This window comes from Clavibacter michiganensis subsp. tessellarius (assembly GCF_021922985.1).
GTDB classification, from domain to species: domain Bacteria; phylum Actinomycetota; class Actinomycetes; order Actinomycetales; family Microbacteriaceae; genus Clavibacter; species Clavibacter tessellarius.
In genome coordinates this window covers 1,269,286-1,292,312 of sequence record NZ_CP040788.1, presented here as the reverse complement: position 1 = coordinate 1,292,312, position 23,027 = coordinate 1,269,286, and the positions used below count along the sequence as shown (strand labels likewise).

The window sequence follows — 23,027 nt, the reverse complement described above, 5'->3', positions numbered from 1 at the left end:
CCCGACGCGCGCCGGTCAGCCGTGCGCGCACGTCTCCTCGGCGGCGGTCTGGCCCGTCACGTCCTTCGGCAGCACGGTGCCGGGGTCGGGGGTCGTGCCCGTCGTGCCGGAGGCCGGATCCGTGGATGCCGAGGGGGCGGGCGTCGGGGCCTGCACCCCACCTCCGACGGAGCCGGGTGCGAGGCGGAAGTCGGAGTCGGAGGACACGACGCCGATGAGGTCCTTGCCGGCGTGCGTGTCCGGGTCGACCCGGCCGTCGGCGCGTCGCACGCTCGGGTACTGCACGAACGTGAAGCGGTCGGCGGGGATGTCCTTCACGGTGAGGGCGATGGAGGCGATCGCGGCCGGGCTGTCCATCGACGTCGAGAGGCTCATGTTCTCCACGACCGCGCGGGCGATGCCGTAGACCTTCGCCGGGTTCGTCAGGGTCCCGCTGCTCGTGACCGTGCGGACGAGGGCCCCGAGGAACACCTGCTGGTTGCTGATGCGGTCGATGTCGCTCGCGTCGCCCACGCCGTGGCGCGTGCGCAGGAACTCGGCGGCCTGCTTCCCCTGGATGACGTCGAGGCCGGCCGGGAGGTCGAGGTCGGTGTACCTGTCCTTGATGGGCTTCGCCAGGCAGACGGGCACCCCGCCGACCGCGTCGGACACCGCGGCGACCCCCGTGAACTGCACGACGCCCGCGTAGGGGATCTCCATCCCGGTGATGGCCTTGATCGTGCGGACGACGCAGCCCAGCCCGCCGCGGCTGAGCGCCGTGTTCAGCATCACGTGGGTCGCTCCTGGGACGTCCGCCTTGCCGTCCTCGCCCTTGCACGACGGGATGTCGACGAGCATGTCGCGCGGGAACGAGATGGCGGTCGCCCGCGTGTGGTCGGCGCTGACGTGCACCAGCACGTTCGCGTCGTTCAAGCGGCCCGTGCCCACGACCTTCGGGTCGCCGTACTCGTCGCCCTGGCCCTCGCGGCTGTCGCTGCCGACGAGGAGGATGTCGACGCCGCCGTCCAGCCCGCCGAGCGTCGGCGGCAGGGCGGCGCCGTCCGAGATGTCGACGGAGTTCGCGGAGACGGTGCGGCTCAGGTCCCAGGCGGCGATGGCCGCGATCGACGTGACGCTGATGGCCACCACGGCCGCGGTCGCGGTGAGGACGACGGCGACGTGCCGCGCGGCGCTCGGCCGGCGCAGGCGCCCGTGCCGCGCGATCCCCGAGCCCGGGGACCGCGTCGCTCCGGACAGCGGGTCGTCGCCGGTGAAGGGGTCGTCGCCGGCCGAGGGGGCGTCGTCGAAGGGCATGGTCGCTCCTGTGCGGGATCGGCGTCGCGGTGGACGGCGGGCGGCGCGGGTTGCGCGATCCGCGCGGGGCACCGGACGCGCGGGGCGCCCGACGCGCGGGGTCACCGTACTGCGGGCCGGCCGCGGGGCGGGCGGATCGTCCCGTCGGCCGGACGACGATCAGGCCCGCCGGTCGACGTCCGCCCCCGTGCTGAGGTCCGCCGCCTCGACGAGCCGCGCGTCGTGCGCGGAGAGGTAGGCGCGGGCGCCCGCGTCGCCGCGCACCTCGGCGGCGAGCGCTCCCCAGTGGGCGCGGCCGATCAGGGCGGGGTGCCCGGGACGGCCGTGGAAGACGGCCTGGCGGAGCGACGACGGATCCACGGGCCCCGCGTCGAGCACGCGGCGCACCGTGGCCGCGTCGAGGTCCGGCACGTCGACCGGCACGACCGCGAGGGCGACGGGCGGCGGATCCGATGCCGCGGCCGCCCGGAGCGCCGCGCGCAGGGAGGCGGACATGCCGTCGGCCCAGTCGTCGGCGCGCACGACGCGCGCGTCGGCGGCCTCGGGCAGCGCGGCGAGCAGCGCCTCCGCCTCGGCGACGCGTGCGCCGAGCACGACCAGGACGGGGGAGCATCCGGCGTCGGCGAGGGCCCGGATCGCGGTCGCCAGCCACGGCGTCCCGTCGGGGTGCGCGGCGAGCGCCTTCGGTCTGCCGAAGCGGGAGCCGGCGCCGGCGGCGAGCACGACGCCCGCGACGCCCGCCACGCCCCCGGCCCGAGCGGCCCCCGCGGCCGCCGGCGCATCCGCCGCCGTCCCCGCCGATCCCGACTCCACCATCCGCCCATGCTAGGAGCGCACCCGCCGTGCCCTCGCCCCGGCCGTACGAGCGGCCTACGCTCGACGCATGGATCCCGACACAACGTCCGCGCTCGCCCTCACCCTGTCGCTCGGCGTGCCCGTGCTCGCGATCCTCGTCGCCGTGGTCCTCGCCGTCGCGAAGGCCCGCGGGGCGACCTGGGGTTGGTACGTCGTCGGCTGCACGGTCGTGGCGCTCGTGCTCGCGCTCGGCCTCGCGATCCTCGCCACCTGGGCCGCGCAGACGCGCGTCGACTACCTCGACGAGGGCGTCAGCACCTTCGGGATCGTCGTGATGGGCGTCCTCGGCGGCGTCGCGACCTTCGTCGTCGGCCTCATCGCGGGCGTGGTGGGGCTCATCGCCGCCGCCGTCCGCCAGCGCGACCGCGTGCCGTCCTCCGCGCTCGTCCACGGGTGAGCCGCCCCGCCCCCGCCGGCGACCGCCTCCCCGCGCGTCGTGCGCGCACCCGCCCGCCCGGTCGGATCCGCCGCGCGGCCACGGGCGTCGCGACCCGCGTCGGCCCGACCGGCGCCTTCGCCGCGTTCCTGGTCCTCGGCCTCCTCGTGATCACTGCCGCCGCGAGCCTGTTCGCCGGCCTCTACGTCGCCGTGATCGACGACGACAGCGTCGCCCTCCTCGACGAGCCCGTGCTGCACCTCGCCAGGGACGTCCGCTCGCCGTGGCTCGACACGGCCGTCACCGTCTTCACGGAGGCCGCGGGCGTGTACGCCGTGCCGATCGTGGGCGTCGCGGTGATCGTGGTCCTCGCGATCCGCCGACGCCAGTGGGTGCCCGTCGTGCTCGGGCTCACCGCGGGCGTCGGATCCCTCGCCATGACCGAGGTCGGCAAGGAGCTCGTCGGCCGCGACCGCCCGCCGCGCGCCGACGCCGTGCCGCCCTACGAGACGTCGCCGTCGTTCCCGTCGGGCCACACCCTCAACGCGAGCGTCGTGGCCGGGATCGTCGCGTACCTCCTCGTGCTCCGGCAGGTGCGGCGGGCGACGCGCGTGCTCACGTACGTCGTCGCGATCGCGTTCGCCGCGTCGGTCAGCCTCAGCCGCGTCTACCTCGGCCACCACTGGCTCACCGACGTGATCGCCGGCTGGCTGCTCGCGCTGGCGTGGCTCGCCCTGGTCGTGGTGGCGCATCGCGTGCGGCTGCGCATGGGGGAGGCGCGGGAGCGGGACGCCGGCCGCGCGTGAGCGGGTGCCGTCTCGTCCCTTCGGATGACGATGGCCGCGGCGGCTCGGATCCGGGGCGGGCGCGCCCCTAGCGTGAGGGCATGCCGACCTCCCGAGTCCTCTCCCCGCTCCGGCCGCTGCTGGAGCCCGTCGCGGGGTCCGTCTTCCTCGTTCTCTGGATGATCGGGGAGGTCGGCCGCCACCCGAACCTCCAGGACCTCGGCTTCTACGTGATGCTCGGCCTGTACTCGCTGGCCATCGCGATCGCCCGGGTCGCGCCGCAGTGGGCTCTCGGCATCGTCGTCGTGGTCCCGTTCCTGCAGATGGTCGGGTCGGCGGGGCTCTCGCCGCTCCAGCGCCTCGTCGCGCCGCTCGAGTCGACGACGTGGCCCATCGCGGGCGCGGCGGCCATCGTGGCGTTCGTCGTGGGGCTGACGGCCCGTGCTCCCGTCCGGTTCGCCGCGGCGGGCGTCGGGATCCTGCAGGCGGCCCTGGTGGGGTTCGCCATCACGTCCGGCGGCCGCTGGCCCTCCTGGACCGGGTACGGGGAGACCTCGATCGACCGCGGCAGCGTCTCACTCCAGTGGGCGCTGATCCTCTCGGGCGTCACGGCATCCGTCTACCTCGCGGCGCTCGGCCTGGGCATCGCCCTGCAGGTCGGCACCCGGGGCGTACAGGTGCGGCAGCGGCTCGAGGTCGCCGAGGCCGACCTCGAGGTCGCCGGCGTCGAGCTGCGGATCGCGCAGGAGCGCAGCGGTATCGCCCAGGAGGTGCACGACGTGCTGGCGCACTCGCTCGCCGTGGTGGTCGCCGTCGCCGACGGGTCGCGGTTCCTCCGGGAGACCCGGCCGGAGACGACGGAGGAAGCGCTGCGCGAGATCGCCGGGACGGCCCGGTCCGCGCTGCTCGACCTGCGCGGCCTCATCGAGGAGCTCACCGACGACGCGCACCGGCCGCAGCCGAACCTCGCCGACCTGCCCGCGCTGATCCGCGGCATGGCCGCCACCGGGATGCGCGTCGACCTGCGCACCACCGGCCGGCCCGGTGGGCTCACGCCGTCGCAGCAGCTCAGCGTCTACCGGATCGTGCAGGAGAGCCTCACGAACGCCCTCAAGCACACGCGCGGGACCGCCACCGTGGACGTCTCGTTCGTGTGGGAGGGGCCGGGCCTCGCCCTCACGGTGCGGAGCCGCGGATCCGAGCCCGCGCCGGAGCCGGCCTCGACGCTCCCGCCGGCCCGGCCGCGCGGCGGCTTCGGCGTCGGCAGCATGCAGGAGCGGGCGCGGCTCGCGGGCGGCTGGCTGAGGGCCGAGCCCACGGATCCGGAGGAGGGCGATGCGACGGACGGCCACCTCGTCACGGCCTTCGTGCCGACCTACGGCGAGCACCCAGCGGACGGGCGGCGTCCAGCGGCCGCGCCCGCGGACGGTGCGCCCTCCGACGATCCTCGCGGCGACGACGGGCAGGACGACCGGGCGGAGGCGGCGGCATGAGCGCCGACGCCGAAGCCGTCGCGCCCGCCCTCGCGAGCCGCCGGATCCGCGTCGTGGTCGTCGACGACCAGCGCCTCTTCATCTACGGGATCCGCATGCTCATCGAGTCGCAGCCCGACCTCGAGCTCGTCGGCTCCGCGACCGACGGGCGGCAGGCCGTGGACCTCGTCACGTCGACGCGGCCCGACATCGTGCTCATGGACATCCGCATGCCCGTGATGAGCGGGATCGAGGCGACCCACCGGATCACGCGCGACGACCCGGAGGCGGTCGAGGGGGAGCCCGGCTCGCGGCCTCGCGTCGTGATCCTCACCACGTTCCAGCAGCAGGAGGCGCTCTTCCAATCGATGAAGCACGGGGCCAGCGCCTTCATCACCAAGGACGCGACGCCCGAGACGCTGCTCGAGACCATCCGCGCCGTGCACGTGGGGGACGCCGCCCCGATGCCGCTCACCGACCTCGTCGCCGAGCACGCCCGGGCATCCACCGCGATGCAGCCCGAGCGCGCCCTCGCCGCGCTGTCGCCGCGCGAGCGGGAGGTGTTCCTCCTGGCAGCCAAGGGCCTCCGCAACAGCGAGATCGCGGCCGCCGCCTTCGTCAGCGAGACGACCGTGAAGACGCACATCAGCAGCATCCTGGCGAAGCTCGACCTCCGCAGCCGCGCGCAGATCGTCGTGCACGCGTACGAGAACGGACTGCTGCGGTCCTGACGCGCTCGAGTCCGGGGAGAGCGCGAGTCATTCATGACTCATGTGATGCACAATAGCGTCATGATGCTGCGGCCTCGCAGCGGGACGGGAGAGGTGCATGCGGATCAGCGACGTCGGAGCGGACGTGTTCGGGGAGCCGGACGCGGCGGTGCTCCGCGTGCTCGCATCCCAGGGTCGTGCGGTGTCCGGTCGGGAGGTCGCCCGGCTGTCGGGCCAGAACCAGTCGTCGACCCGGCGCGCGCTCGCCCGGTGGAGGACCGTCGGTCTGGTGCACGGGGACGAGCACGCGCACGCGACGCTCTTCTCGCTGAACCGCCAGCACGTCCTCTGGGACCCGATCGAACGGATCCTCGCGTCCCCCGCGCGCGTCGAGCAGGTGATCGCGGAGATGGTGCACGAGCGCACCGGCTCGCGGGGCACCGTGGCCCTGTTCGGATCGGTCGCGCGCGGGGACTCCGGTCCCGACAGCGACATCGACCTGGTGCTGGTCGCCGGGGACGACATGCAGGCCGATGAGATCGAGCGGCTGCGCGACGACCTGACGGAGACGGTCGAGGAGCTCACGGGCAACGCCGTGCAGGTGGTCGAGGTGTCGCGGGCGCAGCTGCGGCGCATGGCGCGTGACGAGGACCCCCTCGTCGAGTCATGGCGGCGCGAGTCCCGCACGCTCTCCGGGGAGGACCTCACGCGCGTGATCGGAGCGGCGTGATGCCCCGGGGACGCACGCGCCCGATGTCCCTCACGGACGCGCGGGCGCGGGCAGAGTCCGCGCGTCGCTTTCTCGAGGTCGCTCGCGAGACGCAGACGCTGCACGAGGACTGGACCGATGTCATGGCGTCCAACGCCGTGCTCGCGGGCATCGCGGCGAGCGACGCGATCTGCGGCTGCGTGCTCCGGGTCGCATCCTCGGGCGAGGACCACGCGCAGGCCGTCGAGCTCCTGCGCACGGCGACCCCGCAGGGGCCCGCCTACGCGAAGGAGCTGCGGCGGCTCCTGGAGATCAAGACGGCAGCCCAGTACAGCCCGGCGCTGACCAGCGCGGACGTCGCCACCCGATCGCTGGTCTGGGCGGGGCGGCTCGTGGAGGCCATGGAGGACGTGCTCGCCCGAACGAGGTGACGCCCGCGCGCCGTCAGCGCCGTCAGCCCGCCGACACCCGCCGCCCCTGCACGAAGACGCCCGCGATGGCCGGCTCGCGCAGCCCCATCAGGAGCGTGAAGAGGATCTGGTCGGTGGCGCGCGCGTCGTCGTCCGCGCGGATGCCGTGCTCGAGCGTCCGCGCGAGCGGCTCCCAGAGGTCCGGCGTGACGCGGAGGAAGTCGGCGTCCTTGCCCACGTCGAGGTTGCCGTAGCGCTCCTCCATGTCGAGCGCGCGGGCGCCGGCGAGCGTGCCGGTGAAGAGGAGCTCGGCGGCGTCGATCTCCACGCCCGCGTCGCCCGGCTCCGACAGGTGCACCTTGAACGCGTCGTTGAGCACGCGCGAGACGAGCCACTCGTCGCCGGCGCCGACGTCGGATCCGATCGCCACGTTCACGCCCGACGCGATCGTGCGCCGCCACGGCATGGTGCCCGAGCCGAGGAACTGCTGCGACGTCGGGCAGTGCGCGATGCTGCTGCCCGTCTCGGCGAGGCGCGCGAGCTCGGAGTCCTGGCAGTGCACCGCGTGGGCGAAGACGCTGCGACGGCCGAGGAGGCTGGATGCGCCGCGCTCCGACCCGGGCAGGAACCGGCCGTCGTAGGTGTCGAGGTAGGTGTCGGTGCCGAAGACCTCGCGGACGGCGGCGATCTCGCCCGTGCCGGGCCGGTCGTTCTCGTTGAGGTGCGAGTGGAAGTGCACGCCCTCGCCGCGCGCCACGTCGTACAGCTCGCCGAGGCCGCGGAGCGTCGTCGGCGTGACCGACAGGCTGAAGCGCGGCACGATCGCGACCTGGAGCGTGGCCGTCGTCGCGTCGCCCGTGTCGACGGCGTGCCAGCGGTCGATCTCGGCGCAGGACAGCGCGATCGCGTCCTCCTCCGAGGTGAGCAGCGGGGTGGCGGGGCCGGAGCCGACCGTCTGGATCCCGCGGCCGCTCACGAGTCGGAGACCCGCGTCCCGCGAGGCCTCGAACAGGGCGTCCTGGGCGTGCGGGAACGCGGATCCGAACACCAGCGCGCTCGTCGTGCCCGCCATGATCCGGCGCCGGGTGAAGTCCCGGGCGATCATCCGCGCGAAGCCCTCGTCCTCGAGCCGCGCCTCGGACGGGAACACGCAGGAGTCGAGCCACTCGAGGAGCTGGCCGCCGCCGTGCGCGCTCGTCGTGTAGGTCTGCGGGAAGTGCACGTGCGCGTCGACGAAGCCGGGGAGCAGGAAGTCGGAGGCGTCGCCGTGCACCGGGGCGTCGGCGAAGGACGCGGGGAGCTGGCGGAACGGGCCGACCCAGGCGATCCGGCCGGCGTCGTCGACCGCGAGCGCGCCGTCGGGCACGGACACGAGGTGGCGGCGGGCGTCCTGCACCAGCGGGGATCCCGTGATGTGGAGCACGTGGCCGCGGTGGACGGCGCGGCGGGAGGGGGAGGACGCGGGGGTGCTGGTGGTCCGGTGGTCGGTCATGCGGATCCGTTCGCTCGGCTGATGCGCGGCGGTGCTGGACGGCGGGAGCCCGGGGGCCCGCGCGACGGGCCGGATCCCGGGGTGGCACGGCGTCGCGTCGGGCGGGATCAGGAGCCCGGTCGATCGTCGACCTCCGGATGGGGAGCGCGCCCCGACACGCCGCGGGCGTCGGCGGCGCTCAGGAAGCGGTGACCCCTTCCGGCGTCGTCACGCCGGAGGTCGGCGGATCGGTGCCGGTGTCGTGCCCGGTCCCGCGTCCGGGTCCGCGTCGGCGCCCTCCGGCGTCTCCGCGTCGAGCAGCGGCTGCAGGAGCTCGTCGATCCGCTCGACCCGGCGGCGACGCACGACGGCCATGCCCGCGACCGCGACGGCGACCACCGCGGGCAGCGTCCACGCGAGCGGCGGCCCGCCGAGCGCGCCCAGGACGACCGTCCCGACGAGCGCGACCGCGGCGAGGAGCACCGCCCACGGTCCGCCGAGCTGGTCGTGCATCTCGCGCCGTCGGAGGAGCAGCCACCGCCACGAGTCGGCGTCGGCGTCGGCCGGCAGGCGCCCGTCGTCGATCGCCTCCGAGACGTCTATCCAGCGCATCCGGGACGGGGCGCCGCGGCGCCGTCGGGAGAGGACGGCCGTGAGGACGAGGCCGACGACGGCGCCGATCGTGAGCGTCGCGAGGATCCGCTCGGCGCTCACCTCGTGACCGAGCGCGACCCGCGAGTAGGCCGTGATCGCGGCGAAGGCGGCGGCCACGCCCATAGCCGGGACGATGGCGGGAGCGTCGGCGAGCCGGCGGCGGGCTCGACGGAGGCGGCCGTGCGTCGGAGGGGCGGTGCCGGTCACGGGCGGATGCGGATCAGGCGCCGGTGGCGGGCGACGGCGCGGCGTCCGCGGGCGCGACCGGCCCGCGCGCCCCGTCGCGCTCACGGAGCTGGCGCAGCAGGTCGTCGATGCGCGGGATCGTGCGGCTCGTCTGCATCGCGCTCACGACGCCGAGGGCGAGGAAGACGACGATGACGACCCCGCCCGCGGGCGAGTCGGGGATGAGGACCAGCGCCGCGACGCCCATGGCGATGATCACGGCGACCAGCGCCGGCGTGAGCCACAGCGAACGGCGCAGCACGCGGCGCCGCCACTCGAGGGCGGGGATCCAGACGGCCGGGTCGGCGTCGAGCGGCAGGCGGCGGGCCTTCACAGCGGTGGTGACGTCGGCCATGGTGTCGGCGCCGCCGCTGCGACGGCGCTGGCGGGCGACGACGAGCGTCAGCACGCCGCTGAGGACCAGAGAGCCGATGACGCTCGCGATCGCGCGCCCGACCGAGAGGCCGTCGTCGAGCAGCACCGCCTCCACCGCGAGCCGGACCACGATCGCGATGACGGAGAGGACGAGGAAGACGACCCCGAGCGGAGCGCGCTGGAAGCGGTCGGACAGGGCCTTCATGCCGGGGTGGCCCACGTGCGGCGGGTCGTCGATGTCATGGTCGCTCCTCGGATCGGTCGGGCGCCGGTCGTCGCACGCGGTGCACATTATCCAGCAGCCGGGGGAATCCGATCGTCGGGGGAGGGCGGCGCCCAGTCGGCGCGCTGCGCGGCGTCCCGGCTCGCCTGCTCCTGCAGCGGGATGAGCAGGGCGTCGACGCCGTCGCGGCGGCGCAAGCGCGACACGACGTTCGACATGCCCCACGTCACGAAGACGGCGAGGAGCACGAGGAACGCCCCGTCGGACGAGCGGAAGGGGTCCGGGCGCGGGAGGAACGCCATCGCGACGATCAGCGCCAGCGCGATCGGCACGGCCCACGCCTCCTGGCGGATCTCGCGGCGGCGCCGTTCGAGCGCGGCGATCCACGCGACGTGATCCGCTCCGGGCGGGAGCTCGCCGTCCTCCGCGGCCTCCGACACCTCGACCTCGCGCGGCGCCCCGGGCCGGTCGAGGCGGCTGATCCACCGGGATCCCACCGCGATGCCGCCGACGGCGAGCGCGATGACGGCGCGGAGCAGCAGGCTGCCCGGGCCCGTCTCCGACCGGCCGGTGTCCAGCACCGTGAACCACGCGAAGGCCAGGGCGGCGACCAGCAGCACGCGCACGACCGCGGGCGCGTCGGCCCATGCACGGCGGACCCGCCGGAACAGCGGCTGCGGACGATCGGGCGCGGGAGCGGTCGGGGTCATGGGTCCTCCTCGTCCTGCGCGGCGGATGCGCGCACGACATCGAGGGAGCCCCCCGACATCCGCTCCCACCCTATCCACGGGGTCGGAGGGGGTCGACGGCGGCGGTACCATCCCGCGCGAGCGGATCCCGACCCGGCGCGTGGGAGGCTGGGCGCGGCGGCGCGCATCCGCTTCGCCTGCCCGCCTGCCCGCGTTCCCGCCGCCGCCCTCCGTCCGCCCCGTCCGCCCCGCGTCCCGCCCTGGAGGTGCCGTGCTCGAGATCGCCGCCGAGGTGCTCGACGCCCTCGCCGCCGGCCGCCGGCTCGCGGTCGCGTGCGTCACCGACGTGCTCGGCAGCGCGCCCCGCACGGCCGGCACCGCGATGGCGGTCGACGACGCGGGCCGGGTCATCGGATCCATCTCGGGCGGCTGCGTCGAGGGCGCGGTCGTGGAGGTGGCCCAGGAGGTGCTCGCCGACGGCGTCCCGCGGCTCACGTCCTTCGGCGTCAGCGACGACGACGCGTTCCAGGTCGGCCTCACCTGCGGCGGGCGGATCGGCGTGGTCGTCGTCGCGCTCGACCCCGCGGGCGACGCCCGGTCGCCCGTCCCGGCCGCGGCGCGCGCCGCCCTGGAGGACGCGCGCGCCGGCCGCGCCGCGTCGCTCGCCCTCGTGCTCGACGGACCGGCCGCCGGCACGTGGATCACGGGTGCCGCCGACCCCGCGGTCGACGCGGCCGTCGGCGCCGAGCCCGCCCGGCGGATCCGCGCCGGCCTCGCCGCCCGTCTGGCCGCCGGCCGCTCCGGCGCGACCGAGGTCGGCTGCGCCGACGGGCCGCGGCGGGTGCTGCACCTCGTCGTCGCGCCGCCGCCCCGGATGCTCGTGTTCGGCGCCGTCGACTTCTCCGCCGCCCTCGCGGACGCCGCCGCGCTCCTCGGCTACCGCGTCACGGTGTGCGACGCCCGCCCCGCCTTCGCGACCCGCGCGCGCTTCCCGTCGGCGCACGAGGTCGTCGCCGAGTGGCCGGACGAGTACCTGGCGCGCACCGCGGTCGACGCCCGCACCGTGATCTGCGTGCTCACCCACGACGACCGCTTCGACGTGCCGCTGCTGGTCGCCGCGCTCCGGCTGCCCGTCGCGTTCGTGGGGGCGATGGGGTCCCGCGTCACCGACGTGCGCCGCCGGGCCCTGCTCGTGGCGGAGGGCCTGGGCGAGGAGGAGCTCGCGCGGCTGCGGTCGCCCATCGGCCTCGACATCGGCGCGTCGACGCCCGAGGAGACGGCCGTCTCGATCCTCGCGGAGGTGCTCGCGGCGCGCGCCGGATCCGCAGGCGCGCCGCTGACGACGACCACCGGGCCGATCCACCGGGAGGACGCGTGACCACCGCCGCCGGATCCGCGCAGCCCGGCCAGCCCGGCCAGCCCGGCCTCGCCCGCCGCCTCGGCCTCCTCGACGCCACCGTGCTCGGCCTCGGCGCGATGATCGGCGCCGGGATCTTCGCGGTCATGCCGGCGGCGGCGCGCGCCGCGGGCGGCGGCCTCCTGGTCGGCCTGGCGATCGCCGCGTTGGTCGCGCTCTGCAACGCCACCGCGTCCGCCCAGCTCGCCGCCCGCTACCCGTCGTCCGGCGGCTCGTACCTCTACGGCCGCGAGCGCCTGGGGGAGTGGCCGGGGTTCCTCGCCGGGTGGTCGTTCGTGATCGGCAAGACCGCGAGCTGCGCCGCCATGGCCCTGACCTTCGCCGCGTACGCCGTGCCCGCCGCGTGGCAGCGGCCCGTCGCGGCGCTCGCCGTGGCCGCGCTCGCGGTCGTCGGCTGCCTCGGCGTGACCCGCACGGCGCGGCTCGCCCGCGTGATCGTCGCGGTGGTCCTCGCCGTGATCGCGCTCGTGCTCGTGGCGGGCCTCGCCGCGGGCGGAGCGGGTGGGCCGGACGCCGCCGCCGGGCCCGTCGCGGGCGTGGTCGACACCACCCCCTACGGCGTCCTGCAATCCGCCGGGCTCCTGTTCTTCGCCTTCGCGGGATACGCGCGCATCGCGACCATGGGGGAGGAGGTGCGGGATCCGGCCCGCACCATCCCGCGCGCGATCCTGCTGGCGCTCGGCGGCGCCCTCGTCGTCTACGCGCTCGTCGCCGTGACGCTCCTCGGGGTGCTCGGGGAGGCGCGGCTCGGCGGATCCACCGCGCCGCTCGCCGACGTCGTGCGGGCCGCCGGCTGGGCGTGGGCGGTGCCCGTGGTCGGGATCGGCGCGGCCGCCGCGTGCCTCGGCGCCCTGCTCGCGCTCCTCGCCGGCATCGGCCGCACCTCGCTCGCGATGGCCCGCGAGGGCGACCTGCCGCGCGGCCTGGCCGTCGTGCACCCGCGGTACCGGGTGCCGCAGCGCGCGGAGATCGCGGTGGCCGCGGTCGTCGTGGCGCTCGTGCTCACGGTGGACCTCCGCGGCGTCGTCGGCTTCTCGTCCTTCGGCGTGCTGCTGTACTACGTGGTCGCCAACGCGGCCGCCTTCACGCAGGGGCGCGCCGATCGGCGGTACCCGCGGGCGATGCAGGCGCTCGGCGTCGCGGGGTGCCTGGTGCTCGTGGCGACGCTGCCCGTGCCGTCGATCGCCGCGGGCGTCGGCGTGCTGGCGGTGGGCGTCGTCGGCCGGGCGGTCGTGCTCGCGCGGCGGCGGCGCGGATCCGCGACCGCGGCCTGAGCCGCCGCGCCCGCGCCCGCGCGTTCTGGCGCTGGCCCGTCCCCGCTCCCGCCCGTCCTCGCGCCGGCCCGTCCGGAGTCCGCGTCAGGACTCCCGCGTCCCCCGCTCCCCGAGGGTCGTCGGGCTGTCGAACGCGGGCTGCGGGCCGCCGCCGTGCAGGAGCCGCCACACGCGGTCCCGCGACATCGGCAGGTCGTGCGGCCGGATCCCGACGGCGTCGCGCACGGCGTTCGCGAGCGCCGGCGCGACCGGGTTGTAGGGCGCCTCGCTCATCGACTTCGCGCCGAGCGGCCCGAGCTCGTCGTGCGTGTCGGCGAACAGCACCTCGGTCGCGGGCAGGTCGGCGAGCTGGGGGATGTGGTAGTTCCGCAGCACGTCGGTGAGGATCCGCCCCTCGCCGTCGTGCACGACCTCCTCGAACAGGGCCGTGCCGAGCGCCTGCGCCGTGCCGCCCTCGACCTGGCCGCGCAGCTGCGCCGGGTTGATGACGGTGCCCGCGTCCACGGCCTGCACGGACCGGAGGATGCGCACCTCGCCCGTCGCCGGATCCACCGCCACCCGGAACGCGTGCACGTTGAACGCGAGCGACCGCAGCGCGCCGTCCTCGTGCGCCTCGGCCGCGAGGCCCTCGGGGCCCACCAAGTCGGCGACGGGGACCGCGACGGCACCCGCCACGAGCGCGTCGGGCGTCAGCGCGAACGCGGCGCCGGGGATCCCCGTGCGCGCCGAGGCGGCCTCCCGCAGCAGGTCGGCGAGCGCGGTCGCGGCCCGGTGCACGGCCTTCCCGGCGACGACCGTGCCCGCGGACCCGAACGCACCCGTGTCGTAGCGCGTGACGTCGGTGTCGGACTGGCGGATGCGGATCCGGTCGGGCGTCGTCCCCAGCGCCGTCGCGGCGAGCTGCGCGTGCACCGTGGTGGTGCCGTTGCCGAACTCGGCCGTGCCGACGGACACCGTCACCGTGCCGTCCGGGGCCAGCGCGACCGTCACGTCGGCGAAGTGCCCGCGCGGCGGCATCGTCGCGATCATCGCCGCGGCCATGCCCTCGCCCACGAGCCAGCGGTCGCCGGCCGGCACCGGATCCCCGCCGCCGTCGCGGAGCGCCGCCTCGGCGAGGTCGAGGCACTGGTCGAGGCCGTAGCTGCCGCCGAAGCCGAGATCGGGGCCCTCCGCGTCGGTGATGACCAGCGGGTCGCCCGGCACGACCGCGTTCCGCCGCCGGATCTCGAAGCCCGAGATGCCGAGGCGCCGGGCGAGCTCGTCGAGCGCGGACTCGACCGCGAAGATCACCTGCCCGAGGCCGTAGCCGCGGAACGCGCCCGACGGCAGGTTGTTCGTGTAGACCGCCTGCGCGTCGACGCGCTTGGCGGGCACGCGGTACAGGCTGATCGACTCGTTGCACCCGTGGTACATGACGCCCGGCCCGTGGTTGCCGTACGCGCCCGTGTCGCTGAGCACGTCGACCGCGAGCGCCGTCAGGACGCCGTCGGAGGTCGCGCCGACCGTCACGCCCACCCGCATCGGGTGCCGCGCGGGGGAGAGGGTGAACTCGTCCGTGCGCGTGAACTCCAGCTGCACGGGCCGGCCGGTCGCCAGCACGGCGAGCGCCACGACGTCCTCGGTGAGGATCTCCTGCTTGCCGCCGAACCCGCCGCCCACGCGCGCCGTGAAGACGCGCACGCGCTCCGGCTCGAGCTCGAACAACCGGCAGATCTCGCGCTGCACGAGGAACGGGACCTGCGAGCTGGTGCGGAGGACGAGGCGGCCCTCCTCCATCCAGCCGACGGTCGCGTGCGTCTCGAGGTGCGTGTGCGCGACACGCTGCGTGGACCACGTGCCGGAGACGACCTCGTCGGCCCGCGCCAGGCCGGCGGCCACGTCGCCGTGCTCGCCGTGCATCTCGGCGACGACGTTCCGCCGCGGGTCCGCGATGCGGGAGACGGCCGGATCCTTGTCGCCGTGCACCAGGGGCGCGCCCGGCTGCCGGGCGAGGTCGGGGTCGAGCACGGAGGGGAGCGGCTCGTAGTCCACGCGCACCAGGCGCACGGCGGCCTCGGCGATCCCGACCGAGTCCGCGATCACGGCGGCGACGCGCTGGCCGCGGAACCGCACGACGTCGTCGAACACGCGGCTGTCGTCGGGGTCGTCGAACCGGTCCTCGTGCCGGGCCGACGAGTAGAGCGTCGCCGGGGAGCCCTCGTGCGTGAGGACGGCGTGCACGCCCGGCAGCGCGAGGGCCGCGGTCGCGTCGATGGAGCGGATGCGCGCGTGCGGGTGCGGGCTGCGCACGAGGCTCGCGTGCAGGAGCCCGGGCACCGCCACGTCGAGCGTGTACGGCTCGAGGCCGCTGACGACGCGCTCGCTCGCGGGCGCGTGCAGGGACGTGCCGACGCGGCCGGTCTGCGCGCGCTCGGCCTCGCGGGCGACGGCCTCGGCGGCGGATCCGGTCGATCGCGCCGATCCGGTCGACCGCGCGGGTCCTGTCGGCCGCGCCGATCCCGTCGGCCGCACGGGACCGAGGCCCGCGGGCCGCCCGCCGCAGCCGGCACCGTGCGCAGGGGCCCCATCGCCGGCCGTGCCGTCGCCCGCGATGCCATCGCCGGCCGTGCCGTCGCCCGCGTCGCCGTCCCCCTGCGCGTGCGCCCCGCGGATCGCCTCGTCGATCGCCCGGTACCCCGTGCACCGGCAGAGGCTGCTCTTCATCAGCCGCGGCAGGTCGTCGAGCGCGTCCGGCTCCAGGGTCGACGCGGTCACCACCATGCCGGGCGTGCAGAACCCGCACTGGAACCCGGCCGCCTCCACGAACGCCCGCTGCACCGGATGCAGGTCGCCCGGCGTCCCGAGCCCCGCCGCCGTCGTGACCTCGCGGCCCGCGGCCCGGAACGCGGGGAGGATGCACGAGTGCACGGCATCCCCGTCGACGAGCACCGTGCAGGCGCCGCAGTCGCCGGAGTCGCAGCCCTTCTTCACGCTGAACACCTCGTGCTCGCGGAGCCAGGTGCGGAGGCTCTGCCCGGGGGCGGGGTCGCCGGGGACCTCGCGGCCGTCCACCGTCATGCCCATGCGCGCGCTCCCGCCGTCGTCGTGGCCGCGGCGGCGAGCGGGGTGCCGCGCTCGCCGGAGGGCGGGCCGTCCCCGGATCCCGCCGCGTCGCCCGCCAGCTCGGCCAGGACCTCCTGCGCCAGCAGCGCGCTCACCGCGCGGCGCCAGTCGGCGGCGCCGTGCGCGTCGGTGAACCAGGATCCGATCGCCCGCACGTCGTCCGCGAGCGCCTCGGCCGCGGGGAGGGACGCGTACCGCAGCAGCTCGGGCCGGAGCGTCGCGCCCGTCACCGCGAGCGTAAACGCGCCGTCCTCGTCGAGCCGCCCGATCACGACCGAGCCGGACCGGCCGATGGGCGACAGCGCGATCTTCCGGAACGCCGTGCGCGCCCGGAGCGACGCCGTGGGCACGTGGATCGAGCGCAGCACGTCGCCCGGCCGGAGCGCGGTCGTGCGGTCGCCCGTGACGAGCTCGGCGACGGGCATCCGCGCGTCGTGCGCGGGGGAGCCGTCGGACGCGGCCCGCCAGACGAGCGCCTCGGCGTCGAGCGCGGCGGCGAGCGCGGTCATGGGCCCCGCGGGCAGGGCCGAGCAGATGTTGCCGCCCACGGTCGCGACGCGCCAGATCTCCGTCGATCCGAACAGCGCCGTGCACGCCCGGAGGAAGAGCGGGTGCGCCGCCCAGCCGTCGCGCGCCGGGATGCCGGCCACCTGGGCGATGGTGCACGTCGCGGCGATCTCGAGCCCCGCGTCCGTCACGACGAGCGCGGGCCAGCCGAGCGTCTGCAGGTCGACGAGGCCGGTGAGGTGCGGATGCGGCTCGGCGAAGATCCCGGACCCGCCGGCGAGCGCCGCGACGTCCGGGCCGAGGGCCGCGAGGTCGTCCCGCGTGCGGGCGGCGAGGACGGAGCGGACGGTCGGCTGGTCCATGGGTCTCCTCCCGGGCGTCCCGGTCGGCGGCCGCGTCCTCGTCGGGAGGGCGGTCGCGCGTCGGGCGTTCGACAGCGATCCTCGCATCCGGCGGGCCGCGCCCCCGAACCGGCGCCCCCGGTGGTCGCCGCCCAGGGCTCCTGGCATGCTCGGGAGGAGACCCGGGGGAGACCATGGACATCCGCACGCCCGCACGCCCGACCACCCGCACGCCCCGTCCCCGCCGGAGGTCCCGCGGCGGTGCGGCGCTCGCCGCGACCGGATCCGCGCTCGCCGCGTCCCTGCTCCTCGCGGGCTGCTCCTTCGGCCCGTCCGGTCCGCCCGCGCCGCCGTTCGACGCGATCACGCTCCCCGCCGACGTCGCGACGGCCGACCCCGGCCAGCGCGTCGCGGTCGGCGATCCCGTCGCCCTGCCGAGCGTCGACACGACCGGTGTCGTCTCCGACCTGGTCGCGACCACCCTCCTCGGCGTCGCGGAGGGCCAGCCCACCTACTGGTCCGGCTACGAGGACGGCGAGCGCTTCGCCGACCGGATCCCGTACTTCGCCTTCGTGCAGACCCGCTGGCTCGAGGGCGAGGCCGGCCCGCAGAACGGCCCCGTGCTCCGCCCGTTCCTCGCCGACGGATCCGAGGCCGACATCATCCAGCGCCAGCTCGGCGGCATCAGCGCGAGCGCGGAGTGCCCGTACGAGGTCCCGGACCTCGGCCTCCAGGACGGCCACGAGATCGACGAGCGGATGGAGTGCGTCGTCTACGCCGTGCCCGCCGGCCAGGAGCTCGCGGAGCTGCGCTGGCACGACGTGCCGCGCACGGTCATCCAGGCGCCGGATCCCGCAACCCACCCCTTCCTCGACGCCCCCGTCGTGTGGGAGGTCGACCCGCTGCCGGCCGCCGAGGTGGAGGGGTGACCGACGCCGTCATGACCGCATCGTCCGCCGACCGCCCCCGACCGGGGGCGCGCCCCGTCGCTCGGTAGAATGATCCGTCGCCACCCGTCGGGCCAGGCGCACGCATCGGCACACGAGAAGCACCAAGGGGATGATCCATGGCGGGCAGCGCACGGCAGTTCAACGTGGCGCTCGAGCCGACGGTCGATCCGGCCACCAGCGAGGAGGAGTACTCCCGCCAGGACGACGCGGTCGCCCCCGCGCCCGCCACGTGGCCGACCACGCACCACCGGCCCGACGTCGTCGTCCGCAAGGGCCTCGCCACGCTGGTCAACCGCACGCTCACGCCGCACCAGGCGCTCGTGACCGACCTCCTCTTCATCCGGGATGCGCTCCTCGCGACCGGCATCGACTTCTGGCTCATCCGCGGCAACGACGAGCGGCCCGTCATCGCCATCGACGTGCAGAACCGCGACACCGTGGTGCGCGCCCTCGTCGCCGCGTGCGCCGACGAGCCTCTCTACGCGAAGACGGTCGACGGCCGCCGCCGCCCGCCGCTGCTCGTCGCCGACGGCCGCCTCACCGACAACCCCGACGCCGGGATCTTCCGCCTCTACCGCCCGCGCATCGAGCCGGACGGCCTCCTCGCGTACGGCGCGTCCACCGCCGTCGAGCTGCAGTTCTTCCGCTTCGAGGGCGAGACCATCGTGTGGCCGGTAGAGAACTCGCTCACGCGCGAGATCCTCCCGGCCGCCGAGGTCGTGCCCACCACGGTCGAGATGTACGGCCACGAGTGGAAGACGCTCCGGGGCATGTTCGACGCGCAGGCGTCCGACATCACCTTCGACATCGACATGGTCTTCTCCTGGGTCGACGGCAACGACCCCGAGTTCCAGAAGCGCCGCGCCGAGCGGATGAAGGACGTCGTGGTCGGCGAGGGCGACGACTCCGAGGCGCGCTTCCGCCAGATCGACGAGCTCAAGTACGCGCTGCGCTCCGTCTACCTGTTCGCGCCGTGGGTGCGCCGCATCTTCATCGTCACCGACTCCCCGAAGCCGGCCTGGCTCGCCGAGCACCCGGGCGTCACGTTCGTGCGCAGCGAGGAGTTCTTCACGGATCCCGCCGCGCTGCCCACGCACAACTCGCAGGCCGTCGAGTCGCAGCTCCAGCACATCCCGGGGCTCAGCGAGCACTTCCTGTACTCGAACGACGACATGTTCTTCGGCCGCCCGGTGCAGCCCGGCATGTTCTTCTCGCCCGGCGGCATCACCAAGTTCATCGAGGCGTCCACCCGCATCGGGCTCGGCGACAACGACAGCGACCGCAGCGGCTTCGAGAACTCGGCGCGCGTCAACCGCCGGCTCCTCATGGAGCGCTTCGGCCGGCTCATCACCCGCCACCTCGAGCACGCGGCCACGCCGCTGCGCAAGAGCGTGCTGCTCGAGCTCGAGCAGGAGTTCGCGGAGGACTTCCACCGCACGCAGCTCAGCCGCTTCCGCTCCAGCACCGACATCTCCGTCACCAACTCGCTGTACCACTACTACGCGCAGATGACGGCCCGGGCGGTGCAGCAGGAGAACGCCAAGGTCGCCTACGTCGACACCACGTCGCGCGCGGGCCTCGACATGCTGCCCGGCCTGCTCAAGCGCCGCTCGCAGGACTTCTTCTGCCTCAACGACGGCTCCTTCCCGGAGGTCCCGTCCGACGAGCGCCAGGCGCGCGTGCAGGACTTCCTCGAGCGCTACTACGGCATCCCGGCGCCGTGGGAGGCGGAGGTCGCCGACGCGTCCGACGCGTCCGCGCTGCCCGCCGCCCCCGCCGACCCGGCGGAGTGACCCCCGCGGGCAGCCCCGCCGACCGCACCCCCTACGAGGTGCTCGGCGTGGATCCCGCGGCGGGCACCTCCGCCCTGCGTGCCGCGTACCGCCGCCTCGTCCGCGCGACCCACCCGGACACGGGCGGCGAGGCGCACCTCTTCCACGCGGTGCAGCGCGCGTGGGAGCTGGTCGGGGATCCGGACGACCGCGCCCGCTACGACCGCGGGCAGGGCCGCGCGTCTTCCGACGACGACCCGCTGCACCCCGACGAGGCCGGCTACGCGCCCGCCCCCGGATCCGGCGCCCGCCTCGGCGCGACCGTGCACGGCACCGCGGGCGCGCTCGCCCGCGCGCACTACCTGGAGCGGGTCGCCGCGTGGCAGGGCACAGCGCCCGGCGGCGACCTCGGCGTGGACCCCTGGGCGCCCGAGCTCGTGCGCCGCGCCCCGCGCGACGTCCGCTGGCTCCTCGCCAAGGCCCTGGCCGAGGAGGCGACCGCCCGCGCCGCCGCGTCGCTCGGCATGGGCGCCACGGTCTTCCACGACGTGCGGCCGCTGGCGGGCGCCGGCAAGGTCGACCACGTCGTCCTCGCGCCCGCGGGCCTCTTCGCGTTGAGCTCCGAGGACTGGGGCCAGCCCGTGCAGCTGGTGCGCGGGGAGCTGCAGCCCGTCGACCCGGATCCGGACGGCGCCCTCGCGCCCGGCGACGCGCCCGTCGCGTGGCTGGTCGGGACGGCCCGGTCGCTCGCGGCCTCGGTGGGCGTGCGCTTCGCGGCCGCGGTGGTCGTCGTCCCCGACGACGCGCTCGCGCAACCGCGGGAACGCGTGGAGCGCGGGCCGCACCGGGGCGCGCTGGTGGTCCGCCGATCCGTCCTCCCGCTGGTGCTGCGCGACGGCGTCTCCGAGGAGGGGCGGCTCAGCGTCGCGGATCCCTACGCCGTCCGGGCGCTGCTGCGCGAGCGGCTGACGCTGCTGGGGCCGGACGCGGGCTGACCCGGCCGACTCCGCCCTCGGCCGGCGCATGCGCGAGGGCCCGCCGCGACGGATCGCGGCGGGCCCTCGGCGGTGCGGGTGGGGATGCGGTGCTGATCAGGCGGGCAGGTCCGTCGGCGCGTCGCCCGCGCCGGACGCGGTGTCGGCCGCGTCCTCGTCGGAGCCCAGGGAGTCGCCGCCGCTGGAGAGCCCGCCGTCGCCGGGGGCCTCGTCGTCGTCGACGTGCTGGATGCTCTCGCCGTCGGGCACCGTGCCGCCGACGGCCGAGTCGGAGTCGCCTTCGCCGGGCATGTCCTGCGTGACGCCCGGGGCGCCCTGGACCGTGGACAGGGGATCGATGTCGGAGTCGCTCATCACTCGACCGTACGCCGGAGCCCCGCGCGCGTCAGGGCGGGCGGGGCTCCGGTCGTGCGGCGGACGACGGTCAGTCGATGCGCTTCAGGCCGTCGAGGCGGCCGAGCAGGTCGCGGTCCTGCGCGTCGAGGTCGCCCTCGGCCGCGACGATGCGGATGGCGGCCTCGAAGTCGAGGTCCTGGTCGTCGGCGACGCCCGCGACGTCGGCCACGACCCAGAGGAAGCTCACGAGCTCGGGGAGGATCTCGGACAGCACCGCGTCGGGGAAGATCGCCGCGGCCTGGCGGAACATGCGGTCGGTGGCCGGGCCGCCGAACGCGTGGTCGAGGTCGGCGACGATGCCGTCGTCCTCGTCGAGGTCGGTCGAGATCCAGTTGGCCACGTGCTCGCCGTCGAGGAGGATCGCGGAGATGAACAGGGGCTCGCCGCCCGATTCGCTCTCGACGATCTCGGTGATCGTGTAGCCGGCGACGCCGGGAGGCGTGAGGGGGGAGTCGTCATCCATGCGCCAATGCTATCCATCCGCGGCTCCCTGGCGGGCGGGATCCGCCTGCCTCCCGCGCGGGATCCCGCGGCCGCCGCGGGTAGCCTCGACGGGTGATCCCCGCCGCCGACCTCCTGCCCGCGCCCGCGGCGGATCCGGCGACCGTCGCGGGGGAGGCCATCGCCTCGACGGTCCTCGACCCCGACGCCTGGCGCGACCGGGCCGACCGGCACGCCGCCCGCGCCGACGCCTTCTCCGCGGGCTTCCGGGAGCGCCGCCTGGCCGGCCGCACGCACGAGGTCGACGACTTCCTCTTCACCTACTACCCGCACAAGCCGTCGCTGCTGCGCCGCTGGCATCCGGGCGCGGGCGTCGTGCTCGCGGGCGCGGCCGGCGAGGAGCGGGCGGGCTGGCGCTGGTACGTCGGCGACGAGGAGCGCGCGCCCGGCGGCGTCCGCGTCGACGCGTCCGCGTACCTGGCGGCGCGCGGATCCACCGCGTCCTTCGTCGAGCGGATCCTCTCCCGCACCGCCGCGCGCCCCGGCCGCTTCTCCTGCTTCGGCCTGCACGAGTGGGCGATGGTCTACCGGGTGGCAGCGGGCGAGCAGCGGCACGAGCGGCTGCCGCTGCGCCTCGGATCCGCCGCGACCGACGAGGTCGTCGAGACCCACAGGCTCGCCTGCACGCACATCGACGCCTTCCGATTCTTCACGCCCGAGGCCGTTCCCCGGAACGCCCTCGCGCCGACCCGCGAGACGCAGCCCGACCTCGAGCAGCCCGGCTGCCTGCACGCCGGCATGGACGTCTACAAGTGGGCGACCAAGCTCGGCCCGCTCGTCGCCGGCGAGGTGCTGCTCGACGCGTTCGAGCTGGCCCGCGACATCCGCTCGCTCGACATGCGCGCGAGCCTGTACGACGTCTCGGGGCTCGGGCTGGAGGCCGTGCGGATCGAGGAGCCGGCCGGCAAGGCGCGCTACGCGGCGGAGCAGCGCGGGTTCGCCGAGCGGTCGAACGGGCTGCGGCGGCGGATCCTCGGCGAGCTCGCGCACGCGCGTCGCGCGGCCGACGCCGGGCTCTGACGCGCGGCGGATCCGCATCCGGGCCGACCCCGTCGCGTCACGGCGAGGAGGCGGGCGATCAGCGCCCGCGCATCCCCTCGGGGTCGCGCAGCCGCTCGATCTCGCGCCGGTCGCGCTTCGTCGGCCGCCCGGCGCCGCGGTCGCGCACGACGGTCGCCGGCGCGGCGTCGCGGGGCGGCGGCGGGGGAGTGAGGTCGGTCATCGCCTCGGCGGCGACCGCGGGCCCCACGCGCTTCACGAGCGTGCGGCGCACCACGAGGATCCGCTCGGCGCCCGCGACGCGCACCCGCACCTCGTCGCCCGGCCGGACCGACTGCGAGGCCTTCGCCCGCTCGTCGCCGACGCGCACGTGGCCCGCGCGGCACGCGGCCGTGGCCTGCGACCGCGTCTTGTACACGCGCACCGCCCAGAGCCAGCTGTCGACCCGGACGGCCGCCTGGCCGCCGGGGACCGGGGCCGACGCGTCGTCGATGGGCATGCCCCGACCCTAGACGACGGCTCCCCG

At 75.9% G+C, this 23,027-nt stretch carries 23 protein-coding genes; 12 read left to right on the top strand and 11 right to left on the bottom strand.

The features are described 5' to 3' along the window. Positions 1-15: 15 nt before the first annotated feature. Together FGG90_RS05885 and FGG90_RS05880 are read right to left on the bottom strand one after the other, a co-directional pair. Positions 16-1,293, bottom strand: a complete 1,278-nt coding sequence (locus FGG90_RS05885) for an LCP family protein (protein ID WP_094129317.1) — start codon at positions 1,291-1,293, stop codon at positions 16-18. A gap of 159 nt (positions 1,294-1,452) precedes the next feature. Next, positions 1,453-2,109, bottom strand: a complete 657-nt coding sequence (locus FGG90_RS05880) for a nucleotidyltransferase family protein (protein ID WP_094129320.1) — start codon at positions 2,107-2,109, stop codon at positions 1,453-1,455. 67 nt (positions 2,110-2,176) lie between these two features. On the opposite strand from FGG90_RS05880, the gene FGG90_RS05875 reads away from it, so the two are divergent. The 6 genes from FGG90_RS05875 to FGG90_RS05850 all read left to right on the top strand — a co-directional run bounded on the left by FGG90_RS05875 (position 2,177) and on the right by FGG90_RS05850 (position 6,631). Further along, complete coding sequence (locus tag FGG90_RS05875; RefSeq protein ID WP_094129323.1) at positions 2,177-2,545, top strand: hypothetical protein; 369 nt, start codon at positions 2,177-2,179, stop codon at positions 2,543-2,545. Continuing rightward, positions 2,542-3,330 carry a phosphatase PAP2 family protein gene (locus FGG90_RS05870; protein WP_094129326.1) on the top strand — a complete coding sequence of 263 codons (789 nt, stop codon included), beginning with the start codon at positions 2,542-2,544 and terminating at the stop codon, positions 3,328-3,330. The genes FGG90_RS05875 and FGG90_RS05870 overlap by 4 nt, the downstream gene beginning before the upstream one ends. A gap of 80 nt (positions 3,331-3,410) precedes the next feature. Continuing rightward, positions 3,411-4,802, top strand: coding sequence for a sensor histidine kinase (locus FGG90_RS05865; RefSeq protein ID WP_094129329.1), 1,392 nt, complete (start codon positions 3,411-3,413; stop codon positions 4,800-4,802). Continuing rightward, the gene (locus tag FGG90_RS05860; protein WP_094129332.1) at positions 4,799-5,512 is read left to right on the top strand and encodes a response regulator transcription factor; all 714 of its coding nucleotides are present in this window, start codon (positions 4,799-4,801) and stop codon (positions 5,510-5,512) included. Before FGG90_RS05865 ends, FGG90_RS05860 begins: the two co-directional genes overlap by 4 nt. A gap of 97 nt (positions 5,513-5,609) precedes the next feature. Next, on the top strand, positions 5,610-6,221 hold the full coding sequence (locus tag FGG90_RS05855; protein ID WP_094129335.1) for a nucleotidyltransferase family protein: 612 nt from the start codon (positions 5,610-5,612) through the stop codon (positions 6,219-6,221). 122 nt (positions 6,222-6,343) lie between these two features. Further along, entirely contained in the window at positions 6,344-6,631 is a 288-nt protein-coding gene (locus FGG90_RS05850; protein WP_133065158.1) for a DNA-binding protein, read from the top strand. A gap of 22 nt (positions 6,632-6,653) precedes the next feature. On the opposite strand, the gene FGG90_RS05845 is transcribed toward FGG90_RS05850, so the two are convergent. The 4 genes from FGG90_RS05845 to FGG90_RS05830 form a co-directional block, all read right to left on the bottom strand. Then, the gene (locus tag FGG90_RS05845; protein ID WP_094129341.1) at positions 6,654-8,102 is read right to left on the bottom strand and encodes an amidohydrolase family protein; all 1,449 of its coding nucleotides are present in this window, start codon (positions 8,100-8,102) and stop codon (positions 6,654-6,656) included. A 207-nt stretch (positions 8,103-8,309) separates the two neighbouring features. After that, the gene (locus tag FGG90_RS05840; protein ID WP_237583530.1) at positions 8,310-8,942 is read right to left on the bottom strand and encodes a hypothetical protein; all 633 of its coding nucleotides are present in this window, start codon (positions 8,940-8,942) and stop codon (positions 8,310-8,312) included. A 13-nt stretch (positions 8,943-8,955) separates the two neighbouring features. Beyond that, the gene (locus tag FGG90_RS05835; RefSeq protein WP_237583529.1) at positions 8,956-9,555 is read right to left on the bottom strand and encodes a hypothetical protein; all 600 of its coding nucleotides are present in this window, start codon (positions 9,553-9,555) and stop codon (positions 8,956-8,958) included. Positions 9,556-9,626: 71 nt separating this feature from the next. Continuing rightward, positions 9,627-10,268, bottom strand: coding sequence for a hypothetical protein (locus FGG90_RS05830; protein WP_094129344.1), 642 nt, complete (start codon positions 10,266-10,268; stop codon positions 9,627-9,629). A 250-nt stretch (positions 10,269-10,518) separates the two neighbouring features. Between FGG90_RS05830 and FGG90_RS05825 the strand changes: the two genes are divergently transcribed. Both FGG90_RS05825 and FGG90_RS05820 read left to right on the top strand, forming a co-directional pair. Then, positions 10,519-11,625, top strand: a complete 1,107-nt coding sequence (locus FGG90_RS05825; RefSeq protein WP_094129347.1) for an XdhC family protein — start codon at positions 10,519-10,521, stop codon at positions 11,623-11,625. A 98-nt stretch (positions 11,626-11,723) separates the two neighbouring features. Beyond that, positions 11,724-12,938, top strand: a complete 1,215-nt coding sequence (locus FGG90_RS05820) for an APC family permease (protein WP_237583564.1) — start codon at positions 11,724-11,726, stop codon at positions 12,936-12,938. An 84-nt stretch (positions 12,939-13,022) separates the two neighbouring features. Here the strand turns inward: FGG90_RS05820 and FGG90_RS05815 are convergent, their stop codons facing one another. Next, positions 13,023-16,001: a molybdopterin-dependent oxidoreductase gene (locus FGG90_RS05815; protein WP_094129354.1), complete on the bottom strand. Its 2,979-nt coding sequence runs from the start codon at positions 15,999-16,001 to the stop codon at positions 13,023-13,025. Continuing rightward, positions 15,992-16,909, bottom strand: a complete 918-nt coding sequence (locus tag FGG90_RS05810; RefSeq protein ID WP_094129357.1) for an FAD binding domain-containing protein — start codon at positions 16,907-16,909, stop codon at positions 15,992-15,994. Before FGG90_RS05810 ends, FGG90_RS05815 begins: the two co-directional genes overlap by 10 nt. A 173-nt stretch (positions 16,910-17,082) precedes the next feature. Here FGG90_RS05810 and FGG90_RS05805 point away from each other — a divergent pair, with 173 nt between their 5' ends. The 3 genes from FGG90_RS05805 to FGG90_RS05795 all read left to right on the top strand — a co-directional run bounded on the left by FGG90_RS05805 (position 17,083) and on the right by FGG90_RS05795 (position 20,605). Continuing rightward, a complete protein-coding gene (locus FGG90_RS05805) occupies positions 17,083-17,817 on the top strand; it encodes a hypothetical protein (RefSeq protein WP_094129360.1) in 735 nt (244 codons plus the stop codon). A 137-nt stretch (positions 17,818-17,954) separates the two neighbouring features. Next, positions 17,955-19,631, top strand: coding sequence for a stealth family protein (locus FGG90_RS05800; protein WP_094129363.1), 1,677 nt, complete (start codon positions 17,955-17,957; stop codon positions 19,629-19,631). Beyond that, the gene (locus tag FGG90_RS05795) at positions 19,628-20,605 is read left to right on the top strand and encodes a J domain-containing protein (protein ID WP_094129366.1); all 978 of its coding nucleotides are present in this window, start codon (positions 19,628-19,630) and stop codon (positions 20,603-20,605) included. Before FGG90_RS05800 ends, FGG90_RS05795 begins: the two co-directional genes overlap by 4 nt. Positions 20,606-20,701: 96 nt before the next feature. Here the strand turns inward: FGG90_RS05795 and FGG90_RS05790 are convergent, their stop codons facing one another. Continuing rightward, entirely contained in the window at positions 20,702-20,959 is a 258-nt protein-coding gene (locus tag FGG90_RS05790) for a hypothetical protein (RefSeq protein WP_094129369.1), read from the bottom strand. A 70-nt stretch (positions 20,960-21,029) separates the two neighbouring features. Continuing rightward, positions 21,030-21,464, bottom strand: coding sequence for a hypothetical protein (locus tag FGG90_RS05785; protein WP_086517751.1), 435 nt, complete (start codon positions 21,462-21,464; stop codon positions 21,030-21,032). 92 nt (positions 21,465-21,556) lie between these two features. Between FGG90_RS05785 and FGG90_RS05780 the strand changes: the two genes are divergently transcribed. After that, positions 21,557-22,522, top strand: coding sequence for a 3-methyladenine DNA glycosylase (locus FGG90_RS05780; protein WP_094129372.1), 966 nt, complete (start codon positions 21,557-21,559; stop codon positions 22,520-22,522). 58 nt (positions 22,523-22,580) lie between these two features. On the opposite strand, the gene FGG90_RS05775 is transcribed toward FGG90_RS05780, so the two are convergent. Then, complete coding sequence (locus FGG90_RS05775; RefSeq protein WP_094129375.1) at positions 22,581-23,000, bottom strand: RNA-binding S4 domain-containing protein; 420 nt, start codon at positions 22,998-23,000, stop codon at positions 22,581-22,583. Between the last annotated feature and the right edge of the window lie 27 nt (positions 23,001-23,027).